The 24,870-nt window shown below is 69.2% G+C and carries 24 protein-coding genes; 14 read left to right on the forward strand and 10 right to left on the reverse strand.

Annotated elements, in window-relative coordinates; all coding sequences use genetic code 11:
- Positions 1 to 64 precede the first annotated feature (64 nt).
- Positions 65 to 607 (reverse strand): small multidrug efflux protein, encoded by a 543-nt coding sequence (locus tag CUR96_RS14940; protein WP_102194133.1) that lies wholly within the window; start codon positions 605 to 607, stop codon positions 65 to 67.
- Positions 608 to 720: 113 nt separating this feature from the next.
- Between CUR96_RS14940 and CUR96_RS14945 the strand changes: the two genes are divergently transcribed.
- The 5 genes from CUR96_RS14945 (at position 721) to thrC (ending at position 6,362) form a co-directional block, all read left to right on the forward strand.
- Complete coding sequence (locus CUR96_RS14945; protein ID WP_102194134.1) at positions 721 to 1,920, forward strand: sensor histidine kinase; 1,200 nt, start codon at positions 721 to 723, stop codon at positions 1,918 to 1,920.
- The gene (locus CUR96_RS14950; RefSeq protein WP_102194135.1) at positions 1,917 to 2,519 is read left to right on the forward strand and encodes a response regulator transcription factor; all 603 of its coding nucleotides are present in this window, start codon (positions 1,917 to 1,919) and stop codon (positions 2,517 to 2,519) included. Before CUR96_RS14945 ends, CUR96_RS14950 begins: the two co-directional genes overlap by 4 nt.
- Positions 2,520 to 2,741: 222 nt before the next feature.
- Positions 2,742 to 3,518, forward strand: coding sequence for a 23S ribosomal RNA methyltransferase Erm (erm, locus tag CUR96_RS14955; RefSeq protein WP_102194136.1), 777 nt, complete (start codon positions 2,742 to 2,744; stop codon positions 3,516 to 3,518).
- 107 nt (positions 3,519 to 3,625) lie between these two features.
- Complete coding sequence (locus CUR96_RS14960; protein ID WP_102194137.1) at positions 3,626 to 4,876, forward strand: hypothetical protein; 1,251 nt, start codon at positions 3,626 to 3,628, stop codon at positions 4,874 to 4,876.
- Positions 4,877 to 4,958: 82 nt separating this feature from the next.
- Positions 4,959 to 6,362: a threonine synthase gene (thrC, locus tag CUR96_RS14965; protein WP_102194138.1), complete on the forward strand. Its 1,404-nt coding sequence runs from the start codon at positions 4,959 to 4,961 to the stop codon at positions 6,360 to 6,362.
- 41 nt (positions 6,363 to 6,403) lie between these two features.
- Here thrC and CUR96_RS14970 read toward each other — a convergent pair whose 3' ends face one another.
- From CUR96_RS14970 to CUR96_RS14995, 6 genes are all read right to left on the reverse strand, one after another.
- Positions 6,404 to 6,817: a VOC family protein gene (locus CUR96_RS14970; RefSeq protein WP_102194139.1), complete on the reverse strand. Its 414-nt coding sequence runs from the start codon at positions 6,815 to 6,817 to the stop codon at positions 6,404 to 6,406.
- 98 nt (positions 6,818 to 6,915) lie between these two features.
- Positions 6,916 to 7,728, reverse strand: a complete 813-nt coding sequence (locus CUR96_RS14975; protein WP_102194140.1) for an acyl-CoA thioester hydrolase/BAAT C-terminal domain-containing protein — start codon at positions 7,726 to 7,728, stop codon at positions 6,916 to 6,918.
- Between the two features lie 75 nt (positions 7,729 to 7,803).
- The gene (locus CUR96_RS14980) at positions 7,804 to 8,208 is read right to left on the reverse strand and encodes a VOC family protein (RefSeq protein ID WP_102194141.1); all 405 of its coding nucleotides are present in this window, start codon (positions 8,206 to 8,208) and stop codon (positions 7,804 to 7,806) included.
- Positions 8,209 to 8,266: 58 nt separating this feature from the next.
- Positions 8,267 to 8,470 carry a hypothetical protein gene (locus CUR96_RS14985; RefSeq protein WP_102194142.1) on the reverse strand — a complete coding sequence of 68 codons (204 nt, stop codon included), beginning with the start codon at positions 8,468 to 8,470 and terminating at the stop codon, positions 8,267 to 8,269.
- Positions 8,471 to 8,500: 30 nt separating this feature from the next.
- Positions 8,501 to 9,457, reverse strand: a complete 957-nt coding sequence (locus CUR96_RS14990; protein ID WP_102194143.1) for a DNA-3-methyladenine glycosylase family protein — start codon at positions 9,455 to 9,457, stop codon at positions 8,501 to 8,503.
- Positions 9,458 to 9,707: 250 nt separating this feature from the next.
- Entirely contained in the window at positions 9,708 to 10,409 is a 702-nt protein-coding gene (locus tag CUR96_RS14995) for a winged helix-turn-helix domain-containing protein (RefSeq protein WP_102194144.1), read from the reverse strand.
- A gap of 329 nt (positions 10,410 to 10,738) precedes the next feature.
- Here CUR96_RS14995 and CUR96_RS15000 point away from each other — a divergent pair, with 329 nt between their 5' ends.
- From CUR96_RS15000 to CUR96_RS15010, 3 genes are all read left to right on the forward strand, one after another.
- Positions 10,739 to 11,047: a GNAT family N-acetyltransferase gene (locus tag CUR96_RS15000; RefSeq protein WP_245861340.1), complete on the forward strand. Its 309-nt coding sequence runs from the start codon at positions 10,739 to 10,741 to the stop codon at positions 11,045 to 11,047.
- A gap of 102 nt (positions 11,048 to 11,149) precedes the next feature.
- Positions 11,150 to 12,319 (forward strand): exonuclease SbcCD subunit D, encoded by a 1,170-nt coding sequence (locus CUR96_RS15005; RefSeq protein WP_102194145.1) that lies wholly within the window; start codon positions 11,150 to 11,152, stop codon positions 12,317 to 12,319.
- A 34-nt stretch (positions 12,320 to 12,353) separates the two neighbouring features.
- A complete protein-coding gene (locus CUR96_RS15010) occupies positions 12,354 to 15,401 on the forward strand; it encodes an AAA family ATPase (RefSeq protein WP_102194146.1) in 3,048 nt (1,015 codons plus the stop codon).
- A 24-nt stretch (positions 15,402 to 15,425) separates the two neighbouring features.
- On the opposite strand, the gene CUR96_RS15015 is transcribed toward CUR96_RS15010, so the two are convergent.
- Positions 15,426 to 15,983 (reverse strand): nucleoside phosphorylase, encoded by a 558-nt coding sequence (locus CUR96_RS15015; protein ID WP_102194147.1) that lies wholly within the window; start codon positions 15,981 to 15,983, stop codon positions 15,426 to 15,428.
- A 98-nt stretch (positions 15,984 to 16,081) separates the two neighbouring features.
- On the opposite strand from CUR96_RS15015, the gene nadE reads away from it, so the two are divergent.
- From nadE to CUR96_RS15030, 3 genes are all read left to right on the forward strand, one after another.
- Positions 16,082 to 16,912, forward strand: a complete 831-nt coding sequence (gene nadE / locus CUR96_RS15020; RefSeq protein WP_281255066.1) for an ammonia-dependent NAD(+) synthetase — start codon at positions 16,082 to 16,084, stop codon at positions 16,910 to 16,912.
- 260 nt (positions 16,913 to 17,172) lie between these two features.
- On the forward strand, positions 17,173 to 20,643 hold the full coding sequence (locus CUR96_RS15025; protein ID WP_102194148.1) for a TM0106 family RecB-like putative nuclease: 3,471 nt from the start codon (positions 17,173 to 17,175) through the stop codon (positions 20,641 to 20,643).
- A gap of 8 nt (positions 20,644 to 20,651) precedes the next feature.
- Positions 20,652 to 21,464 (forward strand): hypothetical protein, encoded by an 813-nt coding sequence (locus tag CUR96_RS15030; RefSeq protein WP_245861342.1) that lies wholly within the window; start codon positions 20,652 to 20,654, stop codon positions 21,462 to 21,464.
- A 57-nt stretch (positions 21,465 to 21,521) separates the two neighbouring features.
- Here the strand turns inward: CUR96_RS15030 and upp are convergent, their stop codons facing one another.
- Positions 21,522 to 22,154, reverse strand: a complete 633-nt coding sequence (upp, locus tag CUR96_RS15035; protein WP_102194150.1) for a uracil phosphoribosyltransferase — start codon at positions 22,152 to 22,154, stop codon at positions 21,522 to 21,524.
- 75 nt (positions 22,155 to 22,229) lie between these two features.
- On the opposite strand from upp, the gene CUR96_RS15040 reads away from it, so the two are divergent.
- Positions 22,230 to 22,685: a nucleoside deaminase gene (locus CUR96_RS15040; protein ID WP_102194171.1), complete on the forward strand. Its 456-nt coding sequence runs from the start codon at positions 22,230 to 22,232 to the stop codon at positions 22,683 to 22,685.
- 3 nt (positions 22,686 to 22,688) lie between these two features.
- Here CUR96_RS15040 and CUR96_RS15045 read toward each other — a convergent pair whose 3' ends face one another.
- Positions 22,689 to 23,660, reverse strand: a complete 972-nt coding sequence (locus CUR96_RS15045; protein ID WP_102194151.1) for a cation diffusion facilitator family transporter — start codon at positions 23,658 to 23,660, stop codon at positions 22,689 to 22,691.
- 79 nt (positions 23,661 to 23,739) lie between these two features.
- Here CUR96_RS15045 and proC point away from each other — a divergent pair, with 79 nt between their 5' ends.
- Together proC and CUR96_RS15055 are read left to right on the forward strand one after the other, a co-directional pair.
- Complete coding sequence (gene proC / locus CUR96_RS15050; protein ID WP_102194152.1) at positions 23,740 to 24,579, forward strand: pyrroline-5-carboxylate reductase; 840 nt, start codon at positions 23,740 to 23,742, stop codon at positions 24,577 to 24,579.
- 2 nt (positions 24,580 to 24,581) lie between these two features.
- The gene (locus tag CUR96_RS15055) at positions 24,582 to 24,869 is read left to right on the forward strand and encodes a DUF1905 domain-containing protein (protein ID WP_102194153.1); all 288 of its coding nucleotides are present in this window, start codon (positions 24,582 to 24,584) and stop codon (positions 24,867 to 24,869) included.
- Position 24,870 lies beyond the last annotated feature (1 nt).

Raw genomic sequence — 24,870 nt, forward strand, 5'->3', positions numbered from 1 at the left:
GGGTTGATGCCAGGAACACCGGAACGGCCGGTCCGGCGGCTGCCGGACCGGCCGCGGCTCGTGCTCAGTGGATCGCGTACACTGCGCCACCGACGATGACGGTGACCGCAGTCGTCCAGCCGATGATCGCGATGGCCTGCCAGATCAGGATGCGGACCTTGCCGACGCCCGCGGCGGCGAGCATGGTCGCGGTGAACTGCGTGGGCAGCAGCAGCGGACCGAGCAGGCTGACACCGGGAACGCCGTAGCGGACCAGGGCGCGCTGGAACTTCTCCTTGCGCGCGCCTTTCCGGCCGGGCTCCGCAGTGTCGTCGAGAGCGACCGGCGATCCGCCGCCGGCCGGGACGAGCTGGCGCGAGCGGTCTCGACGGGCGACGATGGCCTGCCGGGCGCCGGAGCCGAGGAGCACGAGCGCGGCGACGCAGAGGAAGTTCCCGGCGATCGCAGCGATGGCGGCGATCACCGGGTGGATGCCGCCGATGATCCCGATCGCGGCGGCTCCCTCGCCCTCGATGAAGGGGACGGCGCCGGCGAGCGCGACGATCAGCGGCTGCACGAGCTCGGGCACCTGTGCGACGAGGTTCTGGAAGGTTTCGATGAGGTTCATGGGTCCCATTCCACCGGCATCCGCCCGGGGACGGCAGTGCCGGGCTGTCACCTCTTCGCGTGCGCAACACCTGCCGCATCCCTGACAAGTGTCATGCCTCTATCGTGGGTCGAATGAGTACGAAGTCCCCTGCCGCGGGAGCAGAGCCCGCACCCGGCGCCCAGCAGCTGGCCCGCGGGATCATCGCGACGTGGTGGTACACCGCCAGTGCCGTGATGGTCTTCGAGCTGACGCTCGTGCTGTTCTGGACCGCGATCGCATTCGCGGTGACGCCCGGGAGCACCGTGGGGCTCGTCGTCGGGATCGGCGGTCTGCTCTGGTGCGCGGCGACGGTGCCGGTGATTGCGGCGTACCGTCACCGGCTCGACGCCGAGCCGGGCGTCCAATGGGTTCCGCTGGCGGTTCCGTCGCTCGTCTCCGTGGCATTCGGCATCACGGCAGGCACCGTCACCCATAGCTGGCTGCTCGGTATCATGCCCGTCGCGCAGCTCCTCGTCCTGCTGAACTGGCCCAGGGGAGTGCGCCTCCGCCTCGTCATCGCGGTCACGGTCCTGCTCGCCGGCGCGGCCTTCGTCGATGCGTCTTCCGGCGGGCCGACGCCCGACGCCGGTTGGACGCTCCCTGTCGTCTACACGCTCGTCCTCCCGGTGATGACGGTGAGCTCGCTGTGGTGGTGGGACGTGCTGATCACGCTCGACCGAGCCAGAGCATCCGAGTCCCGGCTCGCGGCGGCGCAGGAGCGCCTGCGGGTGGCGACCGACGTGCACGATCTCCAGGGGCACCACCTGCAGGTGATCGCCCTGCAGCTGGAGCTCGCCGAACGCCTCATGCCGCGCGATCCGGAGGCCGGGATGCAGCAGCTCCGCGCAGCACGCACGAGCGTCGACGACGCGCGGCAGGGCACACGCGACCTCGCGATGCGGTTCCGTTCGGTGCCGTTGAGCGACGAGCTCGCCAACGCCCGCGACCTCCTGCAGGCGGCGGGACTCGACGTCGAGACGGACATCGGCGCGGATGCCGATCGGGCTCCGGCATCCGATCTCGGCCCGGTCATCCGCGAGACGACAACGAACGTGCTCCGGCATGGCGGCGGCAAGCGCGCGCGACTCGTGCTCGCACGGACAGCGGATGCCTGGCGCTACGAGATCTCCAACGATGTCGCTCCTGGAGCCGAACCCGGACGGGAGGGCTCGGGTCTCGAGGGGGTCGGCCGTCGGATCGCCGAGGCCGACGGAACCCTGGAGGTCCTCCGCGGCGCGGACGAGTTCACGGTCGTCGTGACCGTGCCCGCACGGCAGGAGGAGCCCCGATGATTCGGGTGCTGCTCGCCGACGACGAGGGGATGATCCGTTCCGCGCTCGCCGCACTGCTGCGGCTCGAGGACGACATCGAGGTCGTCGCCGAGTGCGAGAACGGCGAGCAGGCCGTCGCCGATGCGCTGCGACTGCTGCCGGATGTGTGTCTGCTCGACCTCGAGATGCCGGGGCTCGACGGCGTCGAGGTGGCCGAGCGGCTCAATCGCGCCATCGCGACACGCTGCATCGTCGTCACCCGCCACGCGCGTCCCGGAGTCCTGCGCCGGGCGCTGGCTTCGGGGGTCGCCGGGTTCCTCCCCAAATCCCGTGGGGCCGATGAGGTCGCGTCGATCATCCGCCGCGTCGCCGCCGGCGGTCGCTATGTCGACCCGGAGATCGCGGCGGATGCGCTGAGCGACGAACGCTCGCCGCTCACCGACCGTGAACTCGATGTACTGCGGGCGGGGCGCCGAGGGGAGACCACGGGCCAGATCGCCCGGAGCCTCTCCCTCGCTCCGGGAACGGTGCGCAACCACATCTCCGCTGTGCTCGCCAAGCTCGCGGTGGGCACCCGCCAGCAGGCGGTGCTCCTCGCGGAGGAGCGCGGCTGGATCTGATCGCCTCCGATTCCATAGACTGCTCTCATGGGAACTCTGCACAGTGCGCTGGTGACGGCGCCTTCCTTCACGTTCCGCGACCGCCGCGCCTGACGGCGCGCTCGTTCGTCGTACGCGCGCCGTCCTCCGAGATGCCATCCGCACCTCGGGACGGGCAGCTTCTCCGCGCTTTCTCGCGCTCCCTCCCTCGAGGTGCTCCGATCCTTCTTCTGGAGCGCACTCATGCCTCGTTCTCTTCATGGCGGCCGACACGAACTCGGCCAGAACTTCCTCACCCACCGGCCGACGCTCAGCCGCATCACCGCTCTCGTCCGGCGCACCTCGGGCTCGATCCTCGAACTCGGCGCCGGTGACGGCGCCCTGACCCGCTCGCTGGCCGAGCTGGGAAGGCCGCTCACCGCGATCGACATCGACGAGCACCGGGTCGCCCGCCTGCGTCGGGTGCTGCCCGGCGTGCGCGTCGAGCCGGCGGATGCCACGCGCTATCCGTTCGACGCCGATGTCGTCGTCGGCAACATCCCCTTCCACCTGACCACCCCGATCCTCCGGCGCCTCCTCGCCACCGGCAGCTGGGGCCACGCCGTGCTGCTGACGCAATGGGAGGTCGCTCGAAAGCGTGCAGGCGTGGGCGGCAGCACGATGATGACCGCGCAGTCGGCGCCCTGGTTCGACTTCGAGTTGCAGGGCCGGGTGCCTTCGTGGGGATTCTCGCCGCAGCCCAGCGTCGACGGCGGCGTGCTCACGATCAGCCGACGCTCGACTGCGCTCATCCCACGGTCAGAGCGTCGGGCGTACGAGGCCTTCGTCCGTGCCGCGTTCACGGGACGGGGGTCCAGCCTCGCGGTGGTCATCGCAGGCGCTGCGCGCGTCGACATCGACGCCGCACGGCAGGCACTCGCGCACGCCGGTGTCTCGACCCGTTCTCTCCCGCGAGATCTTCAGGGGGAGCAGTGGTCGATCGTGTGGCCGCACCTCAGTCGAAAGACAACGCGAAGGTGATCGCCGGCTCGAAGCGGTGAGGCGGCTCCGGCGCGCTCGGGGCGGGGTGTTCCACCTCGGTTACGCTGATCCGCGGGGGGATCATGCGCACGAGAAGACGACGAGGGATGTCCGCACTCGCGATGACGACGATCGCGGCACTCGCACTCACCGGCTGCACGCCGCAGTCGAAGGAGAGCGCCGAGCAGTATCGGGCTACCATCGCGGCCGTGCCAGGGGTGATCGAGGTATCGATGACGACATCGACGCCGTTGCCGTTCACCGTGCAGGTCGGGGTCGTCGCGGTGGTGCCCGCGGAGGAAGAGGTCCTCGACGAGTTGGTCAGGGTGGCATGCGCGGAGAAGCCGAACGCGAGCGTGCAGTTCACCGTCGTCGTCCGAGTGGACGACGACGAGGTGCAGACTTCGGCCGGATCCGCGTGCCCACTGATCGAACGGGATGTGATCGGGATCGCGACGGCAATCTCGACGCTCGGACTGAGCGGTGGCGCGAACGTCCAGGTCCGCTCTCTCAGCGACGGCGGCGCCCGTGTCGAGATCTCGATGACAACCGACGACGGGAGAGTGTACGAGACGCTGGCAGTCGCCGAGACGGTCGCGCAACGCCTCGAAGCCGAAGAGCGTCTCGCCCTCAGCGCCCGGGGACTGCGACTGCCGACGGAGGATCCCGCCACCGTCGCGCAACGCATCGCTGATCTGCGGGCGGTCGATGCGCTGTTCCCGCTCGAGAGTGTCGTGTACGAGGAGACGGGAGTGGTCGCCACTCTTGCTGCTGATCAAGGAGATCCGAAGGTCGCCGTCGTGACGGCCGGGACGCTGCTGCGTGCGAGTCCGTCGGGGTTGTGGCGCGATGTCGACGTGGCGATCGTGCCGCCGGGCGGGGGGTCCGCCAATGGTGCGGGACCGGCCGGCGTACGACTGGTCTCCTGGATCGACCGTGAACTCGGTCTTGAGGCGACGGGATCGAACGGCGTCGTTCACGTGCAGGTCGGTGAAATCGGCGAACTGGTGGCCGCATCCGAGCAGATCTCGGCGAACAACCCCGAAGGGCTGGACGTGGCGTTCACGATGCAGGCCTCCGGTACGAAACCGGCTTTCCGCGTCGACTCCTCGGATCGTGTCGCACTCGATGCGAGCAGCAACCCGTATCCGAGATGGGCCGAGTGGTGGCAGAGTTTCGCTGACACGGGCATGGTCGACATCGTCGAAGTCGGTCACGAGGGCCTCAGCGTCTGGTTGCACCAGGACGTCTATGACGACCAGGACAAGATCGAGCGCGTCGACCGGATCGCATCGCAGATCGCTGAAGACGCCGGGCTCGAGTGGTACCGGGTGAACAACCGCTATACGGAACTCTGACCGGCATCCGCCGCCGTCATGCCGTCGCCGCACCTGCGAGAATGGAACGCGACACTCGCCGATTCCGACCCGAGGAGCCACCGTGCAGTTCATTTCGACCCGAGGTGGCATGGAGCCGCTGCCGTACAGCGAGACGCTGCTCGAGGGCCTCGCCACTGACGGCGGCCTGGCGGTGCCGGAGGAGATGCCGCGGGTCGACGCGGCCACACTGGAGAGCTGGCGCGGCCTGAGCTACCCGGAACTGGCGACAGAGGTGCTCGGGCTGTTCGCAACCGACATCCCGCGTGACGACCTCGCCATGATGTGCGCCGACGCGTACGCGGACTTCCCCGAAGACGTCGTGCCGCTGCGGTCGATCGGCGAGGGCATCACGCTGGTCGGCTTGTCCGAGGGGCCGACCCTGGCCTTCAAGGACATGGCGATGCAGTTCCTCGGCCAGGTGCTGGAGTATGCACTGGAGCAGCGGGACAGCGTTCTGAACATCGTCGGAGCCACGTCCGGGGACACCGGCTCCGCAGCCGAACATGCCCTGCGCGGCAAGGCCAGAATCTCGGTGTTCATGCTCTCGCCGCAGGGGCGGATGAGCACATTCCAGCGCGCGCAGATGTTCTCGATCGACGACGAGAACGTGCACAACATCGCCGTCGAGGGCGTCTTCGACGACTGCCAGAACCTCGTCAAGAGCCTCGCCGGCGACCTGGATTTCAAGCGCACCCAGCACCTGGGCGCGGTCAACTCGATCAACCTCGCCCGGATCACCGCGCAGATCGTCTACTACTTCTGGGCATGGCTGCGCGCGACGGATGCCGACGGGCCCATCGAGGTCTCCTTCACTGTGCCGTCCGGCAACTTCGGCAACATCCTCTCCGGCTTCTTCGCCAAGCAGATGGGGTTGCCGGTCCGCCGCCTCGTGCTCGCCGCGAACGAGAACAACGTTCTCGATGAGTTCTTCCGCACGGGTGTCTACCGGCCGCGTGCCGCGGCGCAGACCCTCGCGACCTCGAGCCCCTCGATGGACATCTCGAAGGCATCCAACCTCGAGCGCTTCATCTTCGACCTCGTCGGCCGTGACCCGCGGCGCGTGGTGACGGCGTGGCGCGAACTCGATGACCAGGGCTACTTCGACCTGTCGGACGAGCAGCCGCGCTTCGAGGAGGAGTTCGGCATCGTCAGTGGCACGTCCACTCACGCGGACCGTCTCGCGACGATCCGGTCGGTCTACGAGGCCTCCGGCGAGATCATCGATCCGCACACCGCCGACGGCGTGAAGGTCGCCCGGTCCCACCGGGAGGAGGGCGTCCCGATGCTCGTCCTCGAGACGGCCAAGCCGCAGAAGTTCGCCGAGACGATCCACGAGGCCATCGGCGTCGAGCTGGAGTTCTCACCCGAACTGCGGCAGATGCTGGATGCTCCGCAGCGCGTGGCCGAGATGCCCGACGACGAGCAGGCGCTGCGCGCCTACATCACGAAGAACGCCCTGCACTGAGAGCATCCCGGGCGTCGTAGAGCCCGACGAGCGCTGTCGGTTCAGGCCTCGGGGTCGCCGTGGATCATCCACGGGACGCCGAAACGGTCGACGAGCATCCCGAAGGTGCCTCCCCACGGCGGCACATCGAGAGGCATCGTGATGGTGGCGCCGTCGGCGAGCTTGTCCCACACGGCCTGCGCCCGCTCTTCGGAGTTGCCGCTCAAGGAGACCGAGAAGCCCTGCGGCTTCTCGTACGGCATGCCGCTGGGGGAGTCCGACGCCATCAACACCAGCCCGTCCGGCGTCGTGAGCTGCGCGTGCATGATGAGGTCCTTCTCGCTGGGGTCCTGAACCATGTCGGGGAACTCCCCGAACACGTTGACGTCGAGCTCGCCGCCCAGGACGCTCTGATAGAACTCCATCGCCTCGCGCGCTTCTGTTCGGAATGAGAGATAGGGGTTGAGGTTCGCCATGGTTGCTCCTTGAGAAGAGGGATGTCTGGGCCGGCCCCGCTGTGCGGAATCAGTCTGCGCCGAGCATCCGGCGTCCGCAAGAGCGGAAGGCGAGATCCCTACCGCAGCGCGTCGAGCACGCGCGGCCACACCCGGCTGCCGAGCATCCGGTCGGACTCCTCGTCGCCGCCCCGCCGCATCGATGTTCCGCCGGTGGCGACTGTTTCGCCGGGGAGGAGGAGTCGATGTCCTGCATCAGGGGCGGAGAACAGCTCGGTCGGCAGCCCGTGCGCCGCGCGACGTTTCACGATCGCCGCAGCGAACTCCGCGCTCGGCCATACCCGATCATCCCCTCCCGCAGTGAGGATCACCGTCCCCGCGATGCGCTCGACCGGAATCGTCGCCGCTTCGGTGGCGGCCGCATTCCGGCGCAGACTCGTCTCGTACAGCCCCAGGTATTCGGGCGGATCCTGGCCCGGCATCCACTCCTCGTCGAAGGGGACCCAGGGCAGCGTCTGACCCTCGAAGGTCCAGTGCGATGACCAGCATCCGTCCTGCACGCCTCCCCACGCGACGCTCGACGGCGAGACCGCGATGACGGCATGGACCGGCGTCACGGTCGCTGTGAGCAGTGCCGCCTCGGCGCCGAACGACGTGCCGAAGATACTGACCCGATCGCACTCCGCGCGCAGAGCGTCGAGCTGCCCCATGAAGATCTCGAGCGGAACCCGGTACGGCACGGCACGCTGACCCTCGCCTCCGAACCAGCGGACGGCGCGGACGCGGATGCCGTGCGCGGCGAGCAGGTCCGCGCGTTCCCGTTCGATGCGGCCGCTCGACCCGGCGAGCAGGAGGACCGCGCCCCCGGTCGGCGTCGGCGGGAATGCGTCATGCCGGTCGGCGTCGGAGACCTGCGCGAACGGGATGGGCACGTTCCGATCGTATGCGGGTGGCGGCAGGGCCGAGCGCGTGTATACCGGGAGCCGATCGCGCCCGCGATCTGACCGTCAGCCCTGCCTCCGCGGGTTGTGCATGAACTCCAGGCGGATGCCGTTGTCGTCCTCGACGAAAGCGGCGTAGTAGCGGTCGTTGAACCGTGGATAGAGCTTCGGTTCCCGCACGGCCGTCCAGCCCGCATCCAGCGCGATGCCGTGCAGTCGATCGACCTCGTCACGCGAATCGACCGCGAACGCGAGGTGCTGCCAGCCTACGGTGCCGTGCACGTGCGGACCCGTGCCCTTCTCGTGCGGCGCGAAGATGATGATCTCGGTCTCGTCGCCGCAGTGCCAGGACATGCCCTGCTCCGCCTCGCCGCCGTATGTGTAGCCGAGCGCCTCGAGGACGGGATGGAACTGGGCGCGCCCGCGCGCGAGGTCATCGACGGTGACACCGAGATGATCGAGAAGAGCCATGCGGCCAGTCTTGCGGCTGGCCGGAGGTGTGGCAAACCGCGTCGGACGCGGCTGCGACTCAGAGCTCGATGCCGTGATCCTCGTCGTTGACGCCGGTGTTGCGCCCGCGGCGGGATTCGAAGCCGAGGAACCACACCAGCCAGACGATCGCGGCGAGCAGTAGGCCGAGCCAGACGTTCTGCAGGATCAGGCCCACCACGACGCCGACGACGAGCAGTCCGATCGTGCCGATCAGGCGGATGCCGATGCGCGGGTTGGTCATGGGCTCAGCATAACCAGCGCGCGGTCCGGCTCAGCGGTCGCGGTGGTCTTCGGGCGCGAGGCGCGGCCCGCGGCGGGGCTCCCGGATGCCGCTGCGGAGGATCAGGCGGATGACGCGCTGCCGCTGGCCTGCCCACGGGGTGAGGAGTTCGAGCATCCCGTCGTCGTCGACGCGCTTGCCGACGAGCGCGAAGCCGACCTCGTGCGCGAGGTGGAAGTCGCCGACACTCACCGCATCAGGATCGCCGAGCGCGCGGATGCGGGTCTCCGCCGCCGTCCACACCCCGACACCGGGAAGGCTCGTGAGCACGCGGTCGCGGTCCGCGGGGGCAACGGTGCGGAGCGCCCTGGCCACGCTGTCGCCACGTTCCGCAGCGCGGACGATCGTCTTCGACTGCGGCGGCTGCACGCCGGCGCGATGCCACGACCACGACGGGATGCGCCGCCAGCCTGCCGGGTCCGGCGGCGCGAACATCGGCCGCGGCGTGGGGCCGGGGGCGCGGATGCCGAAGCGGGAGACCAGCCAGCGCCAGGCGCCGAACGCCTGCATGGCGGTGACCTTCTGCTCGAGGATCGAGCAGGCCAGCGCATCGAACACCTCATCGGTGCGAGTGAGACGCAGACCGGGATTGCGCCGCGCCGATTCCGCGATCACCGGATGCCGCGCCGCGTCGAGCGGCTCCGGATCATCGGCGCTGCCGCACAGTCGCGGAACGGTCGCAAGGGCGAATTCCGCACCCGCACCCCAGGCGGTGGCTCTGACCTCGCCGGAGACAGAGCGCAGCGCGAGCGTCGCGGCGCCGTCGGGTGTGCGCAGCGCGCGCCAGATCACGGCGCCGTCGACCACCATGGTCGGATCGGTGCCACCGCGTCGCAGCACGCCGACCGTGGCTCCCAGATCGACGAGGTGCGCGGGTCGGTAGGTCGTCTCCAGCGGGGCGCCGGGGTGCGCGGCATCGGCCGGCCCGGCATCCGCTGTCAACGTCATGCGCCCACCCTACGTCGCGGGCCTGACACTCGTGCTCTGTTCACGACTCAGGAGAAGTGCGCCGATTCGGCCGGAGATCGGCCGGCACCGGGTTCACTGCGACTGATCTTCCTGAGTTATGAACGTCGACGATCCGATGACTTCGGGTGACGCAGTTCACAATTCCTCAGAAATGCGGTGCAAGCCACCCGCGACCTGCTGCATGGCCGTGGCAGACGCGATTATTGAGGAGTTGTGAACGACGACAGACTCAGAACCGGTCGGGCGAGGGGGTGCCGTGGCCGTAGCGGATCACGACGTCGGCGTGCCGGTCGAAGCGGTAGCCGATGCCGCGGACGGTGCGCACGATGTCCTCGTAGCGACCGAGCTTCGCGCGCAGGCGACGCACGTGCACGTCGATCGTGCGCTCACCCGGGGTCTCGTCGTCCTGCGCCTGCCAGAGGGCGGAGACGAGCTCGGTGCGCTCGATGGTGCGTCCTTCACGGAGAACCAGGTACTGGAGGAGCTCGAACTCCTTGTAGGTGAAAGCGGCCGACTCGCCGTCGATGAGCACGCGCTTGCGCGAGATGTCGACGGTCACGCCGCCCTCGGTGCTCGCGGCCTCTTCTTCTGCGGCGGCCTTGGTGCGGGCGATGGCACCCGGCTCCTGCAGGGCGAGGCGCACGACGTCGAGGTCGCGGCCGCCGGACCCATGCGGGGCGAGGGCGACGGTGGCGTGCGTCTCGGCGCCGGGGGCGAGCTCGGCCAGAGTGCGGCGGAGCGCGTCGACGAGGACGGGGAGGCTGACCCCGGCCTCAGCGGCCTTGATCTCGTCGAGGCCGACGTAGAGGGCGAAGCCGCGGGGGGAGCGGGCCGCGGGAAGATCGGCCGCGACCGGCTGCTCCGGCTGTGCGCGGACGGTGCGGATCGGGGCGGTGACGGCGGGACGCTCGAGGAGTGCGATGTTCGACATGATGATGAGTCCTTGGGACAGTGAGCCGATGCGGCTCTGATGCGTTGCATGAATGACCGGGCGAGCCGGGACGCGAGCAAAAGGGTGGATGCTCGGGGACTCAGTCGTCGCAGATCGCGAGGAACCGAGTCGTACGGGGTGGCTGTTCGTTCAGCGACACATTCGGCAACACATGCCAACGCGACCGGGCATCATCATCCCGGCAGTCCTGTTCGCCTCCTGGGCGGACAAAGGGCGTGCGTTGGTGGTCATGGGAGGAAGTATGTCGGATCGTGTCGGCCCGTGTCAAAACGGATCATTCGTGCAGACCCCGGCGTAATCTGGTGCAGGTGACCGGTTCCACCATCGTCGACGGCTTCATCCTCACCGATGAGAAGGATGCTTCGCGCTACACGCTCATGCGCGATGGAGTGCTGGTGAGCGTGCTCGACTATCGCGACGACGGACGAACGCTCGCACTCACCCGGGCGTTCACGGTCCCGACTTTCCGCGGTCACGGGCATGCGGCACGCGTCGTCGAGGGCGCCGTCGCCGACATCGAGAGCCGCGGCGACCGCAAGGTCGATCCCGTCTGCTGGTACGTGGCGGACTGGTTCGCCGCGCACCCGGAGCACGCGTACCTCCTCCGTCGCCGCTGAGATCCGTCGTGTGACGCCGTGTTACGACGCGGGTCGACTTCTTCCTGGCCTGCTGCGGCACGCCTGAGAGGCAATGTCCGTGCCCCTTCGTAGCGTGTGAGTATGCGAATCCTGCACACGTCCGACTGGCATATCGGCCGCACCTTCCATGGCACCTCGACCATGGATGCGCTGGCCGAGGTGCTGACGGCGCTCACCGAGCAGGTTCGCGACAACGCCGTCGACGTGGTCGTCGTCGCCGGCGACGTCTTCGATTCGGCCACTCCCGCCGGCCCCGCCTACACGCTCCTCGGCGACACCCTCGTCGCTCTGCACGAGACCGGCGCCAGGGTGATCGTCACCAGCGGCAACCACGATTCCGCCGCGCGCCTCGGCTTCCAGGCCCGGCTGCTGCGCGACGGCATCCATGTGCTCACCGATCCGCTCGCCATCGGCACGCCGATCACGATCGATGACGCCGATGGCCCGGTGCGGTTCTTCGGCATTCCGTACCTCGAGCCGGCGATCGTCCGTCAATACTGGCCGGACGGCGATTCGGAGGGGCGGCAACTGCGCACCCAGGCGCAGACGATGGCGCACGCGATGGAGCTCGTCAGAGACGGGATGGCCGCGCATGCGGGGCGTTCTGTCGTGATCGCGCACTGCTTCGCCGCCGGCGTCGACGCCACGGCCGGTCTCGAGCGCGAGGTGCGGCAGGGTGGGCTCGACGTCGTGCCGCTGAGCGTGTTCGACGGTCCCGACTACGTCGCCCTCGGGCACATCCACGGGCGGCAGCAGCTCAGTGAGCGTGTTCGCTACGCGGGCGCCCCGCTGCACTACAGCTTCGGCGAGCAGCACAAGGAACGCGGCTCGTGGATCATCGAGCTCGACGCGGCAGGACTCGCCGCCGTCGATTGGATGCCGCTCCCGTTGCCGCGACGACTCGTCACATTGACGGGAACGCTCGATGAGATCCTCTCCTCCGGCAACATCTCGGCGCATGCACAGGACTGGGTCTGCGCGATCTACACCGACGGGCTCCCGCAGCGTGAGCCGATGCGAAGGCTGCGGGAGCAGTACCCGTACTGCGCGATGGTGCAGCATCAGCCCGACGTCGATACAGCGGCCGACGAACGCTCGTATTCGCAGCGGCTGAGGGCCGCCGCGACCGACACCGACCGCATCGAGGCGTTCCTCGAGCACGTCCGTGCGGGCCGGGGTGCGACCGAGCGTGAGAGCGAACTCATCCGCGAGGTGCTCGATGACCGGGTGCGTGCGGAGGCGCTCGTGTGATCCGGAGACTCGTCGTGATCGGGAGCAGCGACTGATGCGGTTGCATCGACTGGAGATCGAGGGGTTCGGGCCGTTCCGTTCGCGTCAGTTCGTCGACTTCGACGCATTCGCCGACGACGGCATCTTCCTCATCGCCGGGCGCACCGGCGCGGGCAAGTCGAGCATCCTCGACGCGGTGTGCTTCGGCCTCTACGGGGGAGTGCCCCGGTACGAGAGCGGTGACAAGCGGCTGCGCAGCGACCACTGCGAGCCCGACGACATCTCCGAGGTGGTCGTCGAGTTCAGCACGACCGGCGGGCGCTTCCGCGTCACACGGTCACCCGAGTATCTCCGCACGGCGAAGCGCGGCGGAGGCCTGACGAAACAGGCGCAAGCCGTCGCACTCGAGGAGCGGACCGATGCCGGATGGATCGGCCGGGCCGCACGGGCCGTCGACGTCGGGAACGAGCTCGACACGATCCTGCAGTTGAGCCGCGAGCAGTTCCTGCAGGTCATCCTGCTCGCGCAGAACCGGTTCTCAGAGTTCCTGCTCGCGAACAGCAAAGACAGGCAGGCGCTGCTGCGCAAGCTCTTCGGCACCGAGCGATTCGAAGACGTCCAGGCACGTTTCGACGAGCGACGGCGAGCCTCGGAGCAGGCACTCGGCGCGCGAACGGCCGCCGTGACAGCTCGAGTCGAGGAGGCCGAACGACTCGTCACGGTCGAAGACCTCTGGGGCTCGGGCGCTCCCGATGCGGAGGCGGGCGATGCCGCGTCGGTCGCCGAGGAGACGACCGCGCCGGCTCTGGGGATGCCGTCCGGCGCGTCGATGACCACGACGGAGCGGATCGAGGCGCTGCGACGCGCGGCGGCCCGCGCCGCCTATCGCGCTGAGCGCCGCTCTGCCGAGCGGGACGACGCCGAGCGCACCCTGGCCCTGGCCGATGCCGCACTGGTCGATCTTCGAGAGCAGTTCGTCGCGCAGACGGAACGCGATCGAGCCCGATCGGCCCTGGCAGCGCTGGAGGCGGAGCAGCCGAGGATCGACGAGGCCCGACGCACCCTCGACCGAGCCCGGACCGCCGAGATACTCCGTGGGGTGGTCGACGCGGTGGTGCGCGCAACGACCGCGGAGTCCGCATCCGCTGCTGTCGTCGATCGTGCTCGTCTCGCATGGCGGGCGACCGGCGTCGATCTCGACGACGAGTCCGTCGTCGAGCTGCAGAGCTGGGCATCCGACCTCACCCGAGAGAGCGGGCACTGGCAGCGCGCTGCCGATCTCGAGTCGAGTTCCTCCGCTCGCCGGGCACAGCTGGACTCGGCGCGACAGGCCGTGGATGCCGCGGCTCGCCACGTGGAGCGCGTCGACGAGGAGCGCGCAGAACTTCCCGCGCTGATCACCCGACTGACCGAAGAGCGCGATACGGCACGGCGCAGCGCGGATCGCCTGGACGGCCTCACGCGGCTGCGCGATCAGGCGACCGCCCGCCGCGCGGCCGTACGAGAGGCCGAACGGCTCAAGGCGGAGAAGGCGGTCGCAGAACGGGAGAGAGCGGCGGCGAACCGCGCGCTGGCCACGGCTCAGTCCGTGCTGGCGGAGCTGCTGCAGAGGCGCCTCGACGGGTACGCGGGCGAGCTCGCCACCACGTTGACGGCCGACGAACCGTGCCCCGTCTGCGGCTCGGCTGAGCATCCGGCTCCTGCCGCGCACACCGATCCGATCTCCGCCGAAGACGTCGAGCGGGCCGAGGCGGAGCGCGATGCAGCGACAGGTCGTGAACGCCGGATCGTCGAACGTCTCGCTGCGCTGGGGGCAGAACTCGCCGTTGCGATCGCCGGAGCGGACGGTCGCTCGGATGCTCAGGCCGAGGAGGAGCTGGAAACCGCGTCCGCCACCCTCGCCGAAGCGGCGACGGTCGCCGCTCGTGTCGCCGCCCTCGACGACGAACTGAACGAGGCGACGGCTCGGGGCGGCGTGCTCGAACGTCAGCACGCCGAAGCGGCATCCGCACTCGCCACCGCGCGGGAGTCCCTCGCCGCGCGAGAGGAGACCGAGCGCGAAGCCACCGCGTCGATCCAGGCGGCCCGCGGAGACGCCGAGTCCGTCGCTGCCCGTCTGGAAGAGGCGCGCACACGGATCGCCGCCGCTTCGGCCCTGGCATCCGCGCTCAACGAGCACGCGCAGCGGATCGCGGCCCTTGCCGAGGCCGACGCGGCGCTGGGCGCGGCACTCGAGAAGTCGGCGTTCGACGATGTCTCCGAAGTCGCCGTCGCACTGCGTTCCCCTGCGGAGCAGGCTGCACTGGAACAGAGCGTCACGACGCACACAGTGCAGCGCGAGAAGGAGAAGGGAGTGCTGCTGCCGCTCGAGATGCGAGCCCTCCCGGAGGACCGGATCGACATCGCGCCCGCCGAGGAAGCAGCGGCAGCAGCGAGATCGCGATGGATTTCGGCGATGGAGGCCGCCGAACGCGCCGGCGCCACCGTCGAGCGGCTGAAGGACCTCATCGAGTCGGCAGCGGCAGAGCACGCCGCCAGCGCGGGTCAGGCCGCGGACCACGAGATCCTGCAGAACCTTGCCGACACCCTCGCCGGACGCGGCGCGAACACCCGCAAGATGACTCTCGAGACGTTCGTCCTCGCTGCCGAGCTCGAAGAGATCGTCCGCGCCGCGAACCAACGACTGAACGACATGTCCACGGGGCGTTACCAGTTGCAGCACTCCGATGCGCTCGCGGCGCGGGGAGCGGCATCCGGCCTCGGCATCGTGGTGTTCGACGCGTTCACCGGCCAGACCCGTCCCGCTCAGTCGTTGTCCGGCGGGGAGACCTTCCTCAGCTCACTGGCGCTCGCGCTCGGCCTCGCCGAGGTGGTGACGGCGCGGGCCGGCGGCATCCGTCTCGACACCCTGTTCATCGACGAAGGCTTCGGCTCCCTCGACGGCGACACGCTCGACATCGCCATGCGCACACTCGACGAGCTGCGTCAGGGCGGGCGCACCGTCGGCGTGATCAGTCACGTCGAGGCGATGCAGGAGCAGATCCCAGCGCAGCTGACCGTGCGGGCGCTGGCGAACGGGCCGAGCGTCATCGAGACGCGCTGAGACGACCGCGTCGCCCCAGGCGGATCAGACGCCGTACTCCTCGCGGATGAACTCGCGCAACTGCTCGCTGCAGCGCGCGACAGCCTCGCGCCAGTCGGTGAGCGCGCCATCCTCGGCGTTGTCCGATACGGCGCGGAACACCCGGATCGGCACGCCGAACTGCTCGGCCACCCAGATGAAGGCGTAGGTCTCCATGTCGACGAGGGCTGCGCCGGTGGGGCGGATGACCGCGGTGACCTCCGCGTCGTCCACGAAGTGATCGCCGGTCGCGATGAGCAGGCCGTCACGGCCGGTCGCGACCCGCGCGGGCAGCGACACGTGCTGTCCGCGCACGCCGTCGAGGTCGGTGACGTCGTGCTGGAAGGCGGTGCCGATCTCGTGCACGGTGGGCGGGAGCTCCGGGTCGATCGCGCCTGCGGTGCCGACGACGACGACCTCGTCATAGGTCTTCGCGTCGAGCGCGCGCGTGAGGGCGTACGTCGCCGGGAGCTTGCCCGGCCCGGTCACCAGACGATCGAAACCCGGAAGGGTGTCGGGGAAGGCGGCGAGTTCGGAGCTCAGAGCGGCGACGAGAAGTTTCACCGCACCATCCTGTCAGGTCGGAGCCGGATGTCGTCTGTGCGCAGGTCGCTGGCGTCATCCGTGCGTAATACGCAAGGGGGATACTGGTTCGAAGACAGATGGAGGACACCGTGACCCTGCAGCAGCAGATCTCCGAAGCGCTCGGCGTGAAGCCCGAGATCGACCCCGCCGCCGAGGTCGAACGACGAGTGCAGTTCCTGGTGGACTATCTCCGCACGACGGGTGCCGGCGGCTACGTGCTCGGCATCTCCGGCGGCCAGGATTCGACGCTCGCCGGCCGCCTCGTGCAGCTCGCCGTCGAACGGGTGCGTGCGGAGGGCGGTGAAGCGCGATTCCTCGCGGTGCGCCTGCCGTATCGGGTGCAGCAGGACGCTGAGGATGCCGCTGCCGCGCTCGCCTTCATCGCGCCCGACAGTTCCGTCGAGGTGAACATCCAGAACGGCGTGGACGGGGTGGAGGAGGACATCGAGTTCGCCGTCACCAGCGACATCAGCGACTTCAACCGCGGCAACATCAAGGCGCGCGTGCGGATGGTGACGCAGTACGCGCTCGCCGGACACGAGCGGATGCTGGTGATCGGAACCGATCATGCGGCCGAGGCTGTCACCGGCTTCTACACGAAGTTCGGCGACGGCGCAGCCGACATCCTCCCGCTCTCCGGGCTCACCAAACGGCAGGGGCGCTCCCTGCTGCTCTCGCTCGGAGCACCCGACCGCCTCGCGTTCAAGGTGCCGACGGCCGATCTTCTCGACGGTCAGCCCGGTCGTACCGACGAAGACGAACTCGGGCTCACGTACGAGCAGATCGACGATTTCCTCGAGGGGCTCCCTGTGGATGCCGAGATCGCCGGCCTCATCGAGTCGAAGTACCTCGCCACGCAGCACAAGCGCAATCTCCCCGTGACGCCGGACGACACCTGGTGGCGCTGAGTCGCGGCATCCGCACCTCCGATCGCCCCCAGCCGCCGCTTCGAGTGGCACCCGTGGTCGGTATGTCCGCGCGAAAGCGGCAGTAGGTGCCACCTCACGTTGGCGAGTCGTCTTTGGGGTGGCACCTGTGGTCGGTATCGCGGGCGGATAGCGGCAACAGGCGCCACCTGAAGTCGGGCGTCGCTGAGCACGCGCCTCTGAGCGCAGGTGGTGTCGGATGCCGCGGCTAGTGTCGAAGCATCCGAGGGAACGGGAGCATCGTGCGGATCGACACTCAGGCGCAGCGCGTCATCTGGAGCGCGAGCGACCTCAAGGCGGCCGCCGAATGCGAGTTCGCGTGGTGTCGCGCTCTCGACGCGAAGCTGGGCAGGGTCCCGGCGGTCGAAGAGCCGGAGAACGTCACGCTCGCCCGCGCAGCGCGGCTCGGCGACGTGCACGAGCAGAACGTCCTCGCCCGCTATATCGATGATCTCGGCGAGACGCGGGTGCACCGCATCGACAAGGTCGAGTCGCGGGATGCGGTTGCTCTGGCCGCCGCCGTCGCCGAGACGGGGGAGGCGCTGCGGTCAGAGGCGCTGGTCGTGTTCCAGGCGGCCTTCGCCACGCCGGAGTTCGTGGGTTTCGCCGACTTCCTCCGTCGCGACGACGACGGACGCTGGCGGGTGCAGGATTCCAAGCTCGCCCGCAAGGCTCGCGTCACGGCTCTCATGCAGCTTGCGGCATATGTCGATCAGCTCGATCGGCTGGGGATCCCCCGATCCGATGAGGTCGACCTGATCCTGGGCGACGGCACCATCAGCACCCACGCCGTCGATGACCTCCTGCCGCTGTTCCAGGTACGCCGCTCCCGGCTGAGGGCGCTCATCGCCGACCGTCGCATCGAAGACGGTGCCGCGGGTGCGCCCCTGGGATGGGGCGACGACCGAGGCGACCTCGAGATCGTCGCGTGCGGCCGCTGCGCCACCTGCGAGGAGCAGGTGATCGCGCACCGCGATCTGCTCATGGTCGCGCGGATGCGCCCCGTGCAGCGAGCCCGGCTCCGCGCCTCCGGCATCGAGACGATCGACGCGCTGGCCGCGGCATCCACCGCCCCCGACGGCATGAACGCCGATACCTTCGACAACCTCCGGGCCCAGGCGCGGCTTCAGCTCCGCGCCGATACGGAAGGGGTGCCGACGTACGACGTGCACTATGCGGCGGCCATCCACACTCTTCCCGTGCCCAGCCACGGCGACATCTTCTTCGACTTCGAGGGCGATCCGCTGTACACGGAGCCTGCCCCCGACGGCGAGGCGCAGTGGGGCATCGACTACCTGTTCGGCTGGGTCGACAACGCCGACCAGTACACGCCGCTGTGGGCGCACACCTTCGCCGAGGAGCGGCGGGCTCTGGAGACCTTCCTCGACTTCGTGAACGCGCGCCGGACCGCGCATCCCGGCATGCACATCTACCACTACGCCCCGTACGAGACCTCGCACCTCGTCGCGATGGCCGCGCGGCACGGCGTGCGCGAGGGAGAGGTCGACCGGCTGCTCCGCGAGGGCGTGTTCGTCGACCTGTATCCGCTGGTCCTGCGGACTGTCCGGGTCGGATCGAGGTCGTACTCGATCAAGAAGCTCGAGCCGCTGTACATGGGCGAAGACGTGCGCACCAGCGACGTGCAGAAGGGCGACGACTCGATCGTGCAGTACGTCGCGGCGAAGGAACTCGCCGCTGCCGGGGAGCGGGTCGAGGCGGATGCCGTGCTCGCCGACCTCGCCGACTACAACCGTTACGACTGCGTCTCGACGAGGCGGCTGCGCAACTGGCTGATCGAGATCGCCAAGCGAGAAGGCGTGCATCCGGCACCGCCCGACGAGGCCGACGAGGTGATCTACGAGCCGTCGCCGCGTTCCGTCGCGCTGCTCGCCGACGCCGGGCGTGCTGTCGAGGCCGGCGACGACGGTCAGGTGCATCGCCTGGCGGCTGCCGCGATCGACTACTTCCCCCGCGAGGCGAAGAGCTTCTGGGTCGGGCACTTCCAGCGACTGCGTGAGCCGGTGACGATGTGGGAGGGCACCCGCGACGTCGTGCGGGTCGATCCGGGTTCCTGCGTGGTGCGCCGGGAATGGAGCGTCGGCGAGGGGCGGCGCGTGATGTCTCGTGAGGTGGAGATCCGCGGAGAGATCTCGCCAGGGACCACGCTGGGCGAGGGCTCGCAGCCCTTCGCGCTGTACCCGGTGCCCGCTCCGTTCTACACCGATGTCGCGTCCCGCGCCGTGCACGTGCCGCACTCGGTGACCGTGACCGGGGTGCTGGACGACGGCTACGTCATCACCGAATCCGCGATCCAGGGACAGACCTGGGACGAACTGCCGCTCGCGCTGACGCCGGCGCCGCCACCGCGGGTGGCGTCCCTGCAGGGCGCGATCGACGAATGGGCGGACGCCGTGCACCTCGCCGCTCCGGGGTTCCCCGCAGACGCGGCGACCGACATCCTGCGCCGGATCCCGCCGCGCACCCGCTCGGGGGAGCCGCTGCCCGCGGCCGGAGAAGACCTGATCGACGCGATCGTGCGTGCAGTCCTCGACCTCGACCGCAGCTACCTGGCTGTGCAGGGGCCGCCCGGAACGGGCAAGACCTACACAGGCTCGCGGGTGATCGCACGACTCGTGAACGAACACGGCTTCAAGGTCGGTGTGGTCGCGCAGTCGCACGCCATCATCGAGACGCTGCTGACGCGGATCGTCGCCGACGGCGTCGCACCCTCGCAGGTCGCGAAGTCGCCGAAGGACGGCGGAGGCGAACCGGTGTACACGGTGATCCCGAAGAGCGGGATGGGCGCATTCCTCGCCGAGCACGAGGGCGAGGGCGTCGTCGTCGGCGGCACGGCATGGGACTTCAGCAACACCGGCCGCGTCGGACGAGGAGGGCTCGACCTCCTCGTCATCGATGAGGCCGGGCAGTTCTCCCTCGCGTCGACCATCGCGGTCGCTGCGGGAGCGCAACGACTCCTGCTCCTCGGCGACCCGCAGCAGCTCCCGCAGGTGAGCCAGGGCGCCCACCCGGAACCGGTCGACACGTCGGCCCTCGGCTGGGTGATGGACGGCGACGCCGTCGTGCGGCCGGAATACGGCTACTTCCTGGCGAGGTCGTGGCGGATGCATCCGCTCATCGCCGCACCGGTGTCGAAGCTCGCGTACGCCGGCAAGCTGGCATCGGCGCCCGGCACGGAACGTCGTGCTGTCGGCGGCGTCGATCCGGGATTGCACATCATCCCGCTGCGCCATCGGGGCAACGCCACGCAGTCGCCGGAAGAGGCGGCCGAGGTCGTGCGGCTGGTGCGCGATCTGGTCGGGCGCACCTTCACCGACAACGATCCCGCCTCGACGAGCCGGCCGCTCGTCGAGGGAGACATCATCGTCGTCACCCCGTACAACGCGCAGAAGCAGCTCGTGCTCGAAGCGCTGGCCGCGGCCGGGTTCCCCCGGGTGCCGGTCGGCACCGTCGACAACTTCCAGGGCAAAGAGGCCGTGGTGTCGATCACGTCGCTGGCAGCATCCAGCGGGCGCGACGCCCCGCGCGGACCGGAGTTCCTGCTGCTGCAGAACCGCTTGAACGTCGCGATCTCCCGCGCGCAGTGCGTGGCCTATCTGATCCACTCCCCGGCGCTGCTCGACGACCTCCCGCACACGCCCGAGGGGGTCGCGCGGCTCAGCGCATTCGCGCGGCTCGTCGGCGCCGCGGAATGATGGAGGGCATGCACTCGATCGACGACATCCACCGCGCCTCGGCCGCGTGGGTATGGTTCCCGCGCGATTCCGAACAGGAGAAGCGGCACCTGCAGCTGGTGCGTTACCCGGCGCGATTCGGCGGGGGCGTGCGCGGCTCGCAGGTCGACTCGACGGCGGATGCTGCCGCTGTCCTCGATCACGCGATCGAGCGCACCCGGTCCTGGGGTGAGACGCAGCTGACCTTCTGGACGAACGCCTCCGATCGCCCGGATCTCGAGGATGAGCTGCGGCGCCGCGGCGCCGAGCACATCGACACGGTCGCCGTGCTCGCTCGCCCGATCGAGGTCTCCCCGATCGAGGTCTCCCCGATCGACGTCTCCCCGATCGAGGTCTCCCCGATCGAGGTTCCGTCAGCGGTGACGGCAGAGGTCGTGCGGAATCTCGATCAGGTGCGGGAGGTCGACTCCGTCAACGTGCCGGTGTGGAAGCAGGATCCGCTCGACGAGGAGGGTCTGCGAACGGAGCTCGCCGAACTGACGGCGGAACTCACGTCCGGGAGGGGAGCCCGCGTGCTCGGACGCCTCGACGGCAAGCCGGTCAGCACGGGCGGATGCACGATCGTCGACGGTTTCGTACGCCTGTGGGGAGCCGCGACCCTGGAGGGTGCACGGGGCAGAGGCGCCTACCGGGCGGTGCTCGCGGAGCGACTGCGGATCGGCGCCGAACTCGGTGCGACCACGGCTCTCGTCAAGGGGCGCATCGCCACCTCCGCGCCGATCCTCGCACGCGCCGGCTTCGCGCACTACGGCGACGAGCGCGGGTACCGGCTGGCGGTCTGACACCCCCGACGAGCGACGCCTCACCGGCGTGAGCCGGGAGAAGCAGCGCGAACCGATTCAGACAGTGCCGTACAGGCGATCACCGGCGTCGCCGAGGCCGGGCACGATGTAGCCCTTCTCGTTGAGACGCTCATCCAGCGCGCCGAGCACGAGAGTGACATCGCGGTCGCCGACCATGTTCTCGATGAAGGCGACGCCTTCGGGGGTGCCGAGGAGGCAGATCGCCGTGACGTCCTGCGCACCGCGCTTGAACAGGAACTCGATCGCAGCCCCCAGCGAGCCTCCGGTCGCCAGCATCGGGTCGATCGCGAAGCACTGGCGGTCGCTCAGATCGTCCGGAAGGCGCTCGGCGTACGTCGTCGGCTCGAACGTCTCCTCGTCGCGGACCATTCCGAGGAACCCGACTTCGGCCGTCGGCAGCAGCTTGACCATGCCCTCGAGCATCCCGAGACCGGCGCGCAGGATGGGAACGACGATGGGCCGCGGCTCGGAGATCTTCACGCCCATCGTCTTCGTGACGGGGGTCGTGATCTCGACGGGGCTCACCTTCACATTGCGCGTCGCCTCGTAGGCGAGCAGCGTCACGAGCTCTTCGGTCAGCTGGCGGAACACCGGCGACGGCGTGCGCACATCGCGCAGTACCGACAGCTTGTGGGTGATGAGGGGGTGGTCGGCCACATGAACGCGCATGGATACAGGCTAATGCGCGGTGCGCCCCGGTACGACATCGGATGCCGCGGCCCCGCTGTCGTAGGCTCTCTCATCATGAGCACAGCCGACGTCCACGCCATGCAGCGCGCGCTCGCGCTCGCCGCGGAAGCGGCGGAGGCCGAGGAGATCCCGGTCGGCGCTGTCGTGCTCGACGGGAGCGGTCGCATCGTCGCCGAGGGGCGCAACAACCGCGAGGCGACCCACGACCCGACCGGTCACGCCGAGGTGGAAGCGCTGCGCGGCGCGGCCGCATCCGCCGGTTCCTGGAATCTCGAGGGGCACACGATCGTCGTGACGCTCGAACCCTGCATCATGTGCGCGGGGGCGATCCTGCAGGCGAGGATCGGGAGAGTCGTCTTCGGCGCCTGGGACGACAAGGCCGGCGCGGCCGGCTCGATGTACGACGTGCTGCGCGATCGTCGCCTGCCCTACCGCGCCGAGGTCGTCGGCGGAGTCGAGGCGGAGGCCGCCACCGCGTTGTTACGCGACTTCTTCGAGCGGCGGCGCTGAGGCTCAGTCCGACGACTTCAGCACGAACACGTCCGTCGACGGCTCGGGATCGATCGCAGGACGGTAGACATCAGGCTCGAGGTAGATGACGCGAGCGGCCGGCACGGCCTCGCGAATGCGCTTCTCGATCTCGTCGATGTCGTCGGCAGCCTCACGCACCGTCTTGTCGGATGCCAGTGCCACCTTCGCGGCGACCATCAGCTCGTCCGGCCCCAGGTAGAGCGTCTTCATGTGGATGAGCTTGACCACCTCAGGTCCGTCGCCGATGGCGTCGACGATGCGGTCGTGGTCGGCGGTCGTGGCGCCTTCGCCCACCAGCAGGCTCTTCGTCTCGATGCCGAGCACCAGCGCGATGATGATCAGCAGCACGCCGATGCACAGGGTGCCGATGGCGTCGAAGACCGGGTTCCCGGTGAGCAGCGTGAGTCCGTAGCCGAACAGGGCGAGCGTCAGACCGGTGAGAGCCCCGGTGTCCTCGAGCAGCACGACCGGCAGCTCCGGGGCTTTGGCGCGCCGGATGAACGACACCCACGACTGCCCCTTCTCGCGCACCAGATTGCTCTCGCGGACGGCGGTGCGCAGCGAGAAGGATTCGAGCGCGATCGAGACGACGAGCACCAGCAGGGGCAGCCACCACCACGTGAGGTCGAGTTCGTGCGGATCGCGCAGCTTCGCGACGCCCTCGTAGACGGCGAACATGCCGCCGACCGAGAACAGGATGATCGAGACGACGAACGCGTACACGTACCGCTCGCGTCCGTATCCGAACGGATGCGAGCGATCGGCCTCGCGCTTCGACTTGCGCCCACCCCTCAGCAGCAGGATCTGGTTGCCGGAGTCGGCGACGGAGTGGATGGCCTCCGCCAGCATCGAGGCCGAGCCGGAGAGCGCCCAGGCGAGGAACTTCGCGAGGGCGATGCCCAGATTCGCGAGGAATGCCGCGATGATCGCCTTGGTGCCTCCGGATGCGCTCATGCGACGAGTCTAGCCAGCGTCGGCATCGGTTTCCGGGGTCCCCCGCGGCGTCGTCGGATGCTCGCCATAGGATGTCGGCATGCCTGATTCGCTCCCTTCACTCGCCTTCCTCGGAGCCGGTTCCATGGGCGGTGCGATCCTCCGCGGCGTCGTCGCCTCCGGTATCGAGATCGACGGCGGGATCACCGCCACCAACCGCACGACCGAGAAGGCGAACGAGCTCGCCGAGCTGTCGGGGGTTCGGAGCATCGCCCTCGAGGAGCATCCGGCCGGCAATGCGGATGCCGCCGCCGGCGCCCGCATCATCCTGGTCGGCGTGAAGCCGGCGATGGTGCCGGATCTGCTGCGCGAGATCGCTCCGTCGCTCGCAGCCGATGCGATCGTGGTGAGCCTGGCGGCGGGGGTCACCCTGCAGACCTTTGCAGACGTGCTCGGGAGCGATGCGCGCGTCATCCGCTCGATGCCCAACACTCCGGCGACCGTGCGGAAAGGCGTGACCGGGCTCGCCGCGGGGACATCGGCGACGGCGGATGACATGGCGACCGTTCGGCGTCTGTTCGAGACCGTCGGTGCGGTGATCGAGGTTCCGGAAGCGCAGATCGACGCGCTCTCGACGATCTCCGGATCCGGGCCGGCCTATGTCTATCTGCTGATCGAGCAGTTCACCGACGCCGCCATCGGCATGGGATTCACGAAGGCGGATGCGCGCCTGATGGCCGAGCAGACCTTCATCGGCGCGACCGCTCTGCTCGACGCCTCCGGCGAGGAACCGGCCGAGTTGCGTCGTCGCGTCACCAGCCCGAAGGGCACGACCGAGCGCGCGATCGCCGTGCTGCAGGAGGCGCACTTCGATCGCACATTCACGGACGCCGCGAGTGCCGCGCTCGCGCGTGCCAAGGAGCTCGCGGCCGGAGCCTGAGCATGCGGCTGCGTTTCTCGGGGGAGATCTGGTTCTGGCGCGGCCCCGCGCCATTCCACTTCGTCACGGTCCCGTCTGCCGAGGCCGAGATGATCCACGACGTCTCGACGGTGGTCACGTACGGGTGGGGGATGATCCCGGCATCCGTCACGATCGGCGACACCACGATCACCACCGCCCTGTGGCCGAAGGACGGCGGCTACATCGTGCCGATCAAGAAGGCGCTGCAGGACGGGGAGGGCATCGGAGTCGACGATGTCGTCGACATCGTGCTCGACATCGACGCCTGAA

The sequence above is a fragment of the Microbacterium aurantiacum genome (assembly GCF_002872075.1).
GTDB classification, from domain to species: domain Bacteria; phylum Actinomycetota; class Actinomycetes; order Actinomycetales; family Microbacteriaceae; genus Microbacterium; species Microbacterium aurantiacum_A.

Coding starts and splice junctions, on each gene's coding strand:
- CUR96_RS14960 (WP_102194137.1), top strand. CDS start 3,626: ATGTCCGCACTCGCGATGACGACGATCGCGGCACTCGCACTCACCGGC.
- CUR96_RS15005 (WP_102194145.1), top strand. CDS start 11,150: ATGCGAATCCTGCACACGTCCGACTGGCATATCGGCCGCACCTTCCAT.
- proC (WP_102194152.1), top strand. CDS start 23,740: ATGCCTGATTCGCTCCCTTCACTCGCCTTCCTCGGAGCCGGTTCCATG.
- CUR96_RS15030 (WP_245861342.1), top strand. CDS start 20,652: ATGCACTCGATCGACGACATCCACCGCGCCTCGGCCGCGTGGGTATGG.
- CUR96_RS15045 (WP_102194151.1), bottom strand. CDS start 23,660: ATGAGCGCATCCGGAGGCACCAAGGCGATCATCGCGGCATTCCTCGCG.
- upp (WP_102194150.1), bottom strand. CDS start 22,154: ATGCGCGTTCATGTGGCCGACCACCCCCTCATCACCCACAAGCTGTCG.
- erm (WP_102194136.1), top strand. CDS start 2,742: ATGCCTCGTTCTCTTCATGGCGGCCGACACGAACTCGGCCAGAACTTC.
- nadE (WP_281255066.1), top strand. CDS start 16,082: ATGGAGGACACCGTGACCCTGCAGCAGCAGATCTCCGAAGCGCTCGGC.
- CUR96_RS14950 (WP_102194135.1), top strand. CDS start 1,917: ATGATTCGGGTGCTGCTCGCCGACGACGAGGGGATGATCCGTTCCGCG.
- CUR96_RS14970 (WP_102194139.1), bottom strand. CDS start 6,817: ATGGCGAACCTCAACCCCTATCTCTCATTCCGAACAGAAGCGCGCGAG.
- CUR96_RS14985 (WP_102194142.1), bottom strand. CDS start 8,470: ATGACCAACCCGCGCATCGGCATCCGCCTGATCGGCACGATCGGACTG.
- CUR96_RS15040 (WP_102194171.1), top strand. CDS start 22,230: ATGAGCACAGCCGACGTCCACGCCATGCAGCGCGCGCTCGCGCTCGCC.
- CUR96_RS15055 (WP_102194153.1), top strand. CDS start 24,582: ATGCGGCTGCGTTTCTCGGGGGAGATCTGGTTCTGGCGCGGCCCCGCG.
- CUR96_RS15010 (WP_102194146.1), top strand. CDS start 12,354: ATGCGGTTGCATCGACTGGAGATCGAGGGGTTCGGGCCGTTCCGTTCG.
- CUR96_RS14995 (WP_102194144.1), bottom strand. CDS start 10,409: ATGTCGAACATCGCACTCCTCGAGCGTCCCGCCGTCACCGCCCCGATC.
- CUR96_RS14980 (WP_102194141.1), bottom strand. CDS start 8,208: ATGGCTCTTCTCGATCATCTCGGTGTCACCGTCGATGACCTCGCGCGC.
- CUR96_RS14990 (WP_102194143.1), bottom strand. CDS start 9,457: ATGACGTTGACAGCGGATGCCGGGCCGGCCGATGCCGCGCACCCCGGC.
- CUR96_RS14945 (WP_102194134.1), top strand. CDS start 721: ATGAGTACGAAGTCCCCTGCCGCGGGAGCAGAGCCCGCACCCGGCGCC.
- CUR96_RS14940 (WP_102194133.1), bottom strand. CDS start 607: ATGAACCTCATCGAAACCTTCCAGAACCTCGTCGCACAGGTGCCCGAG.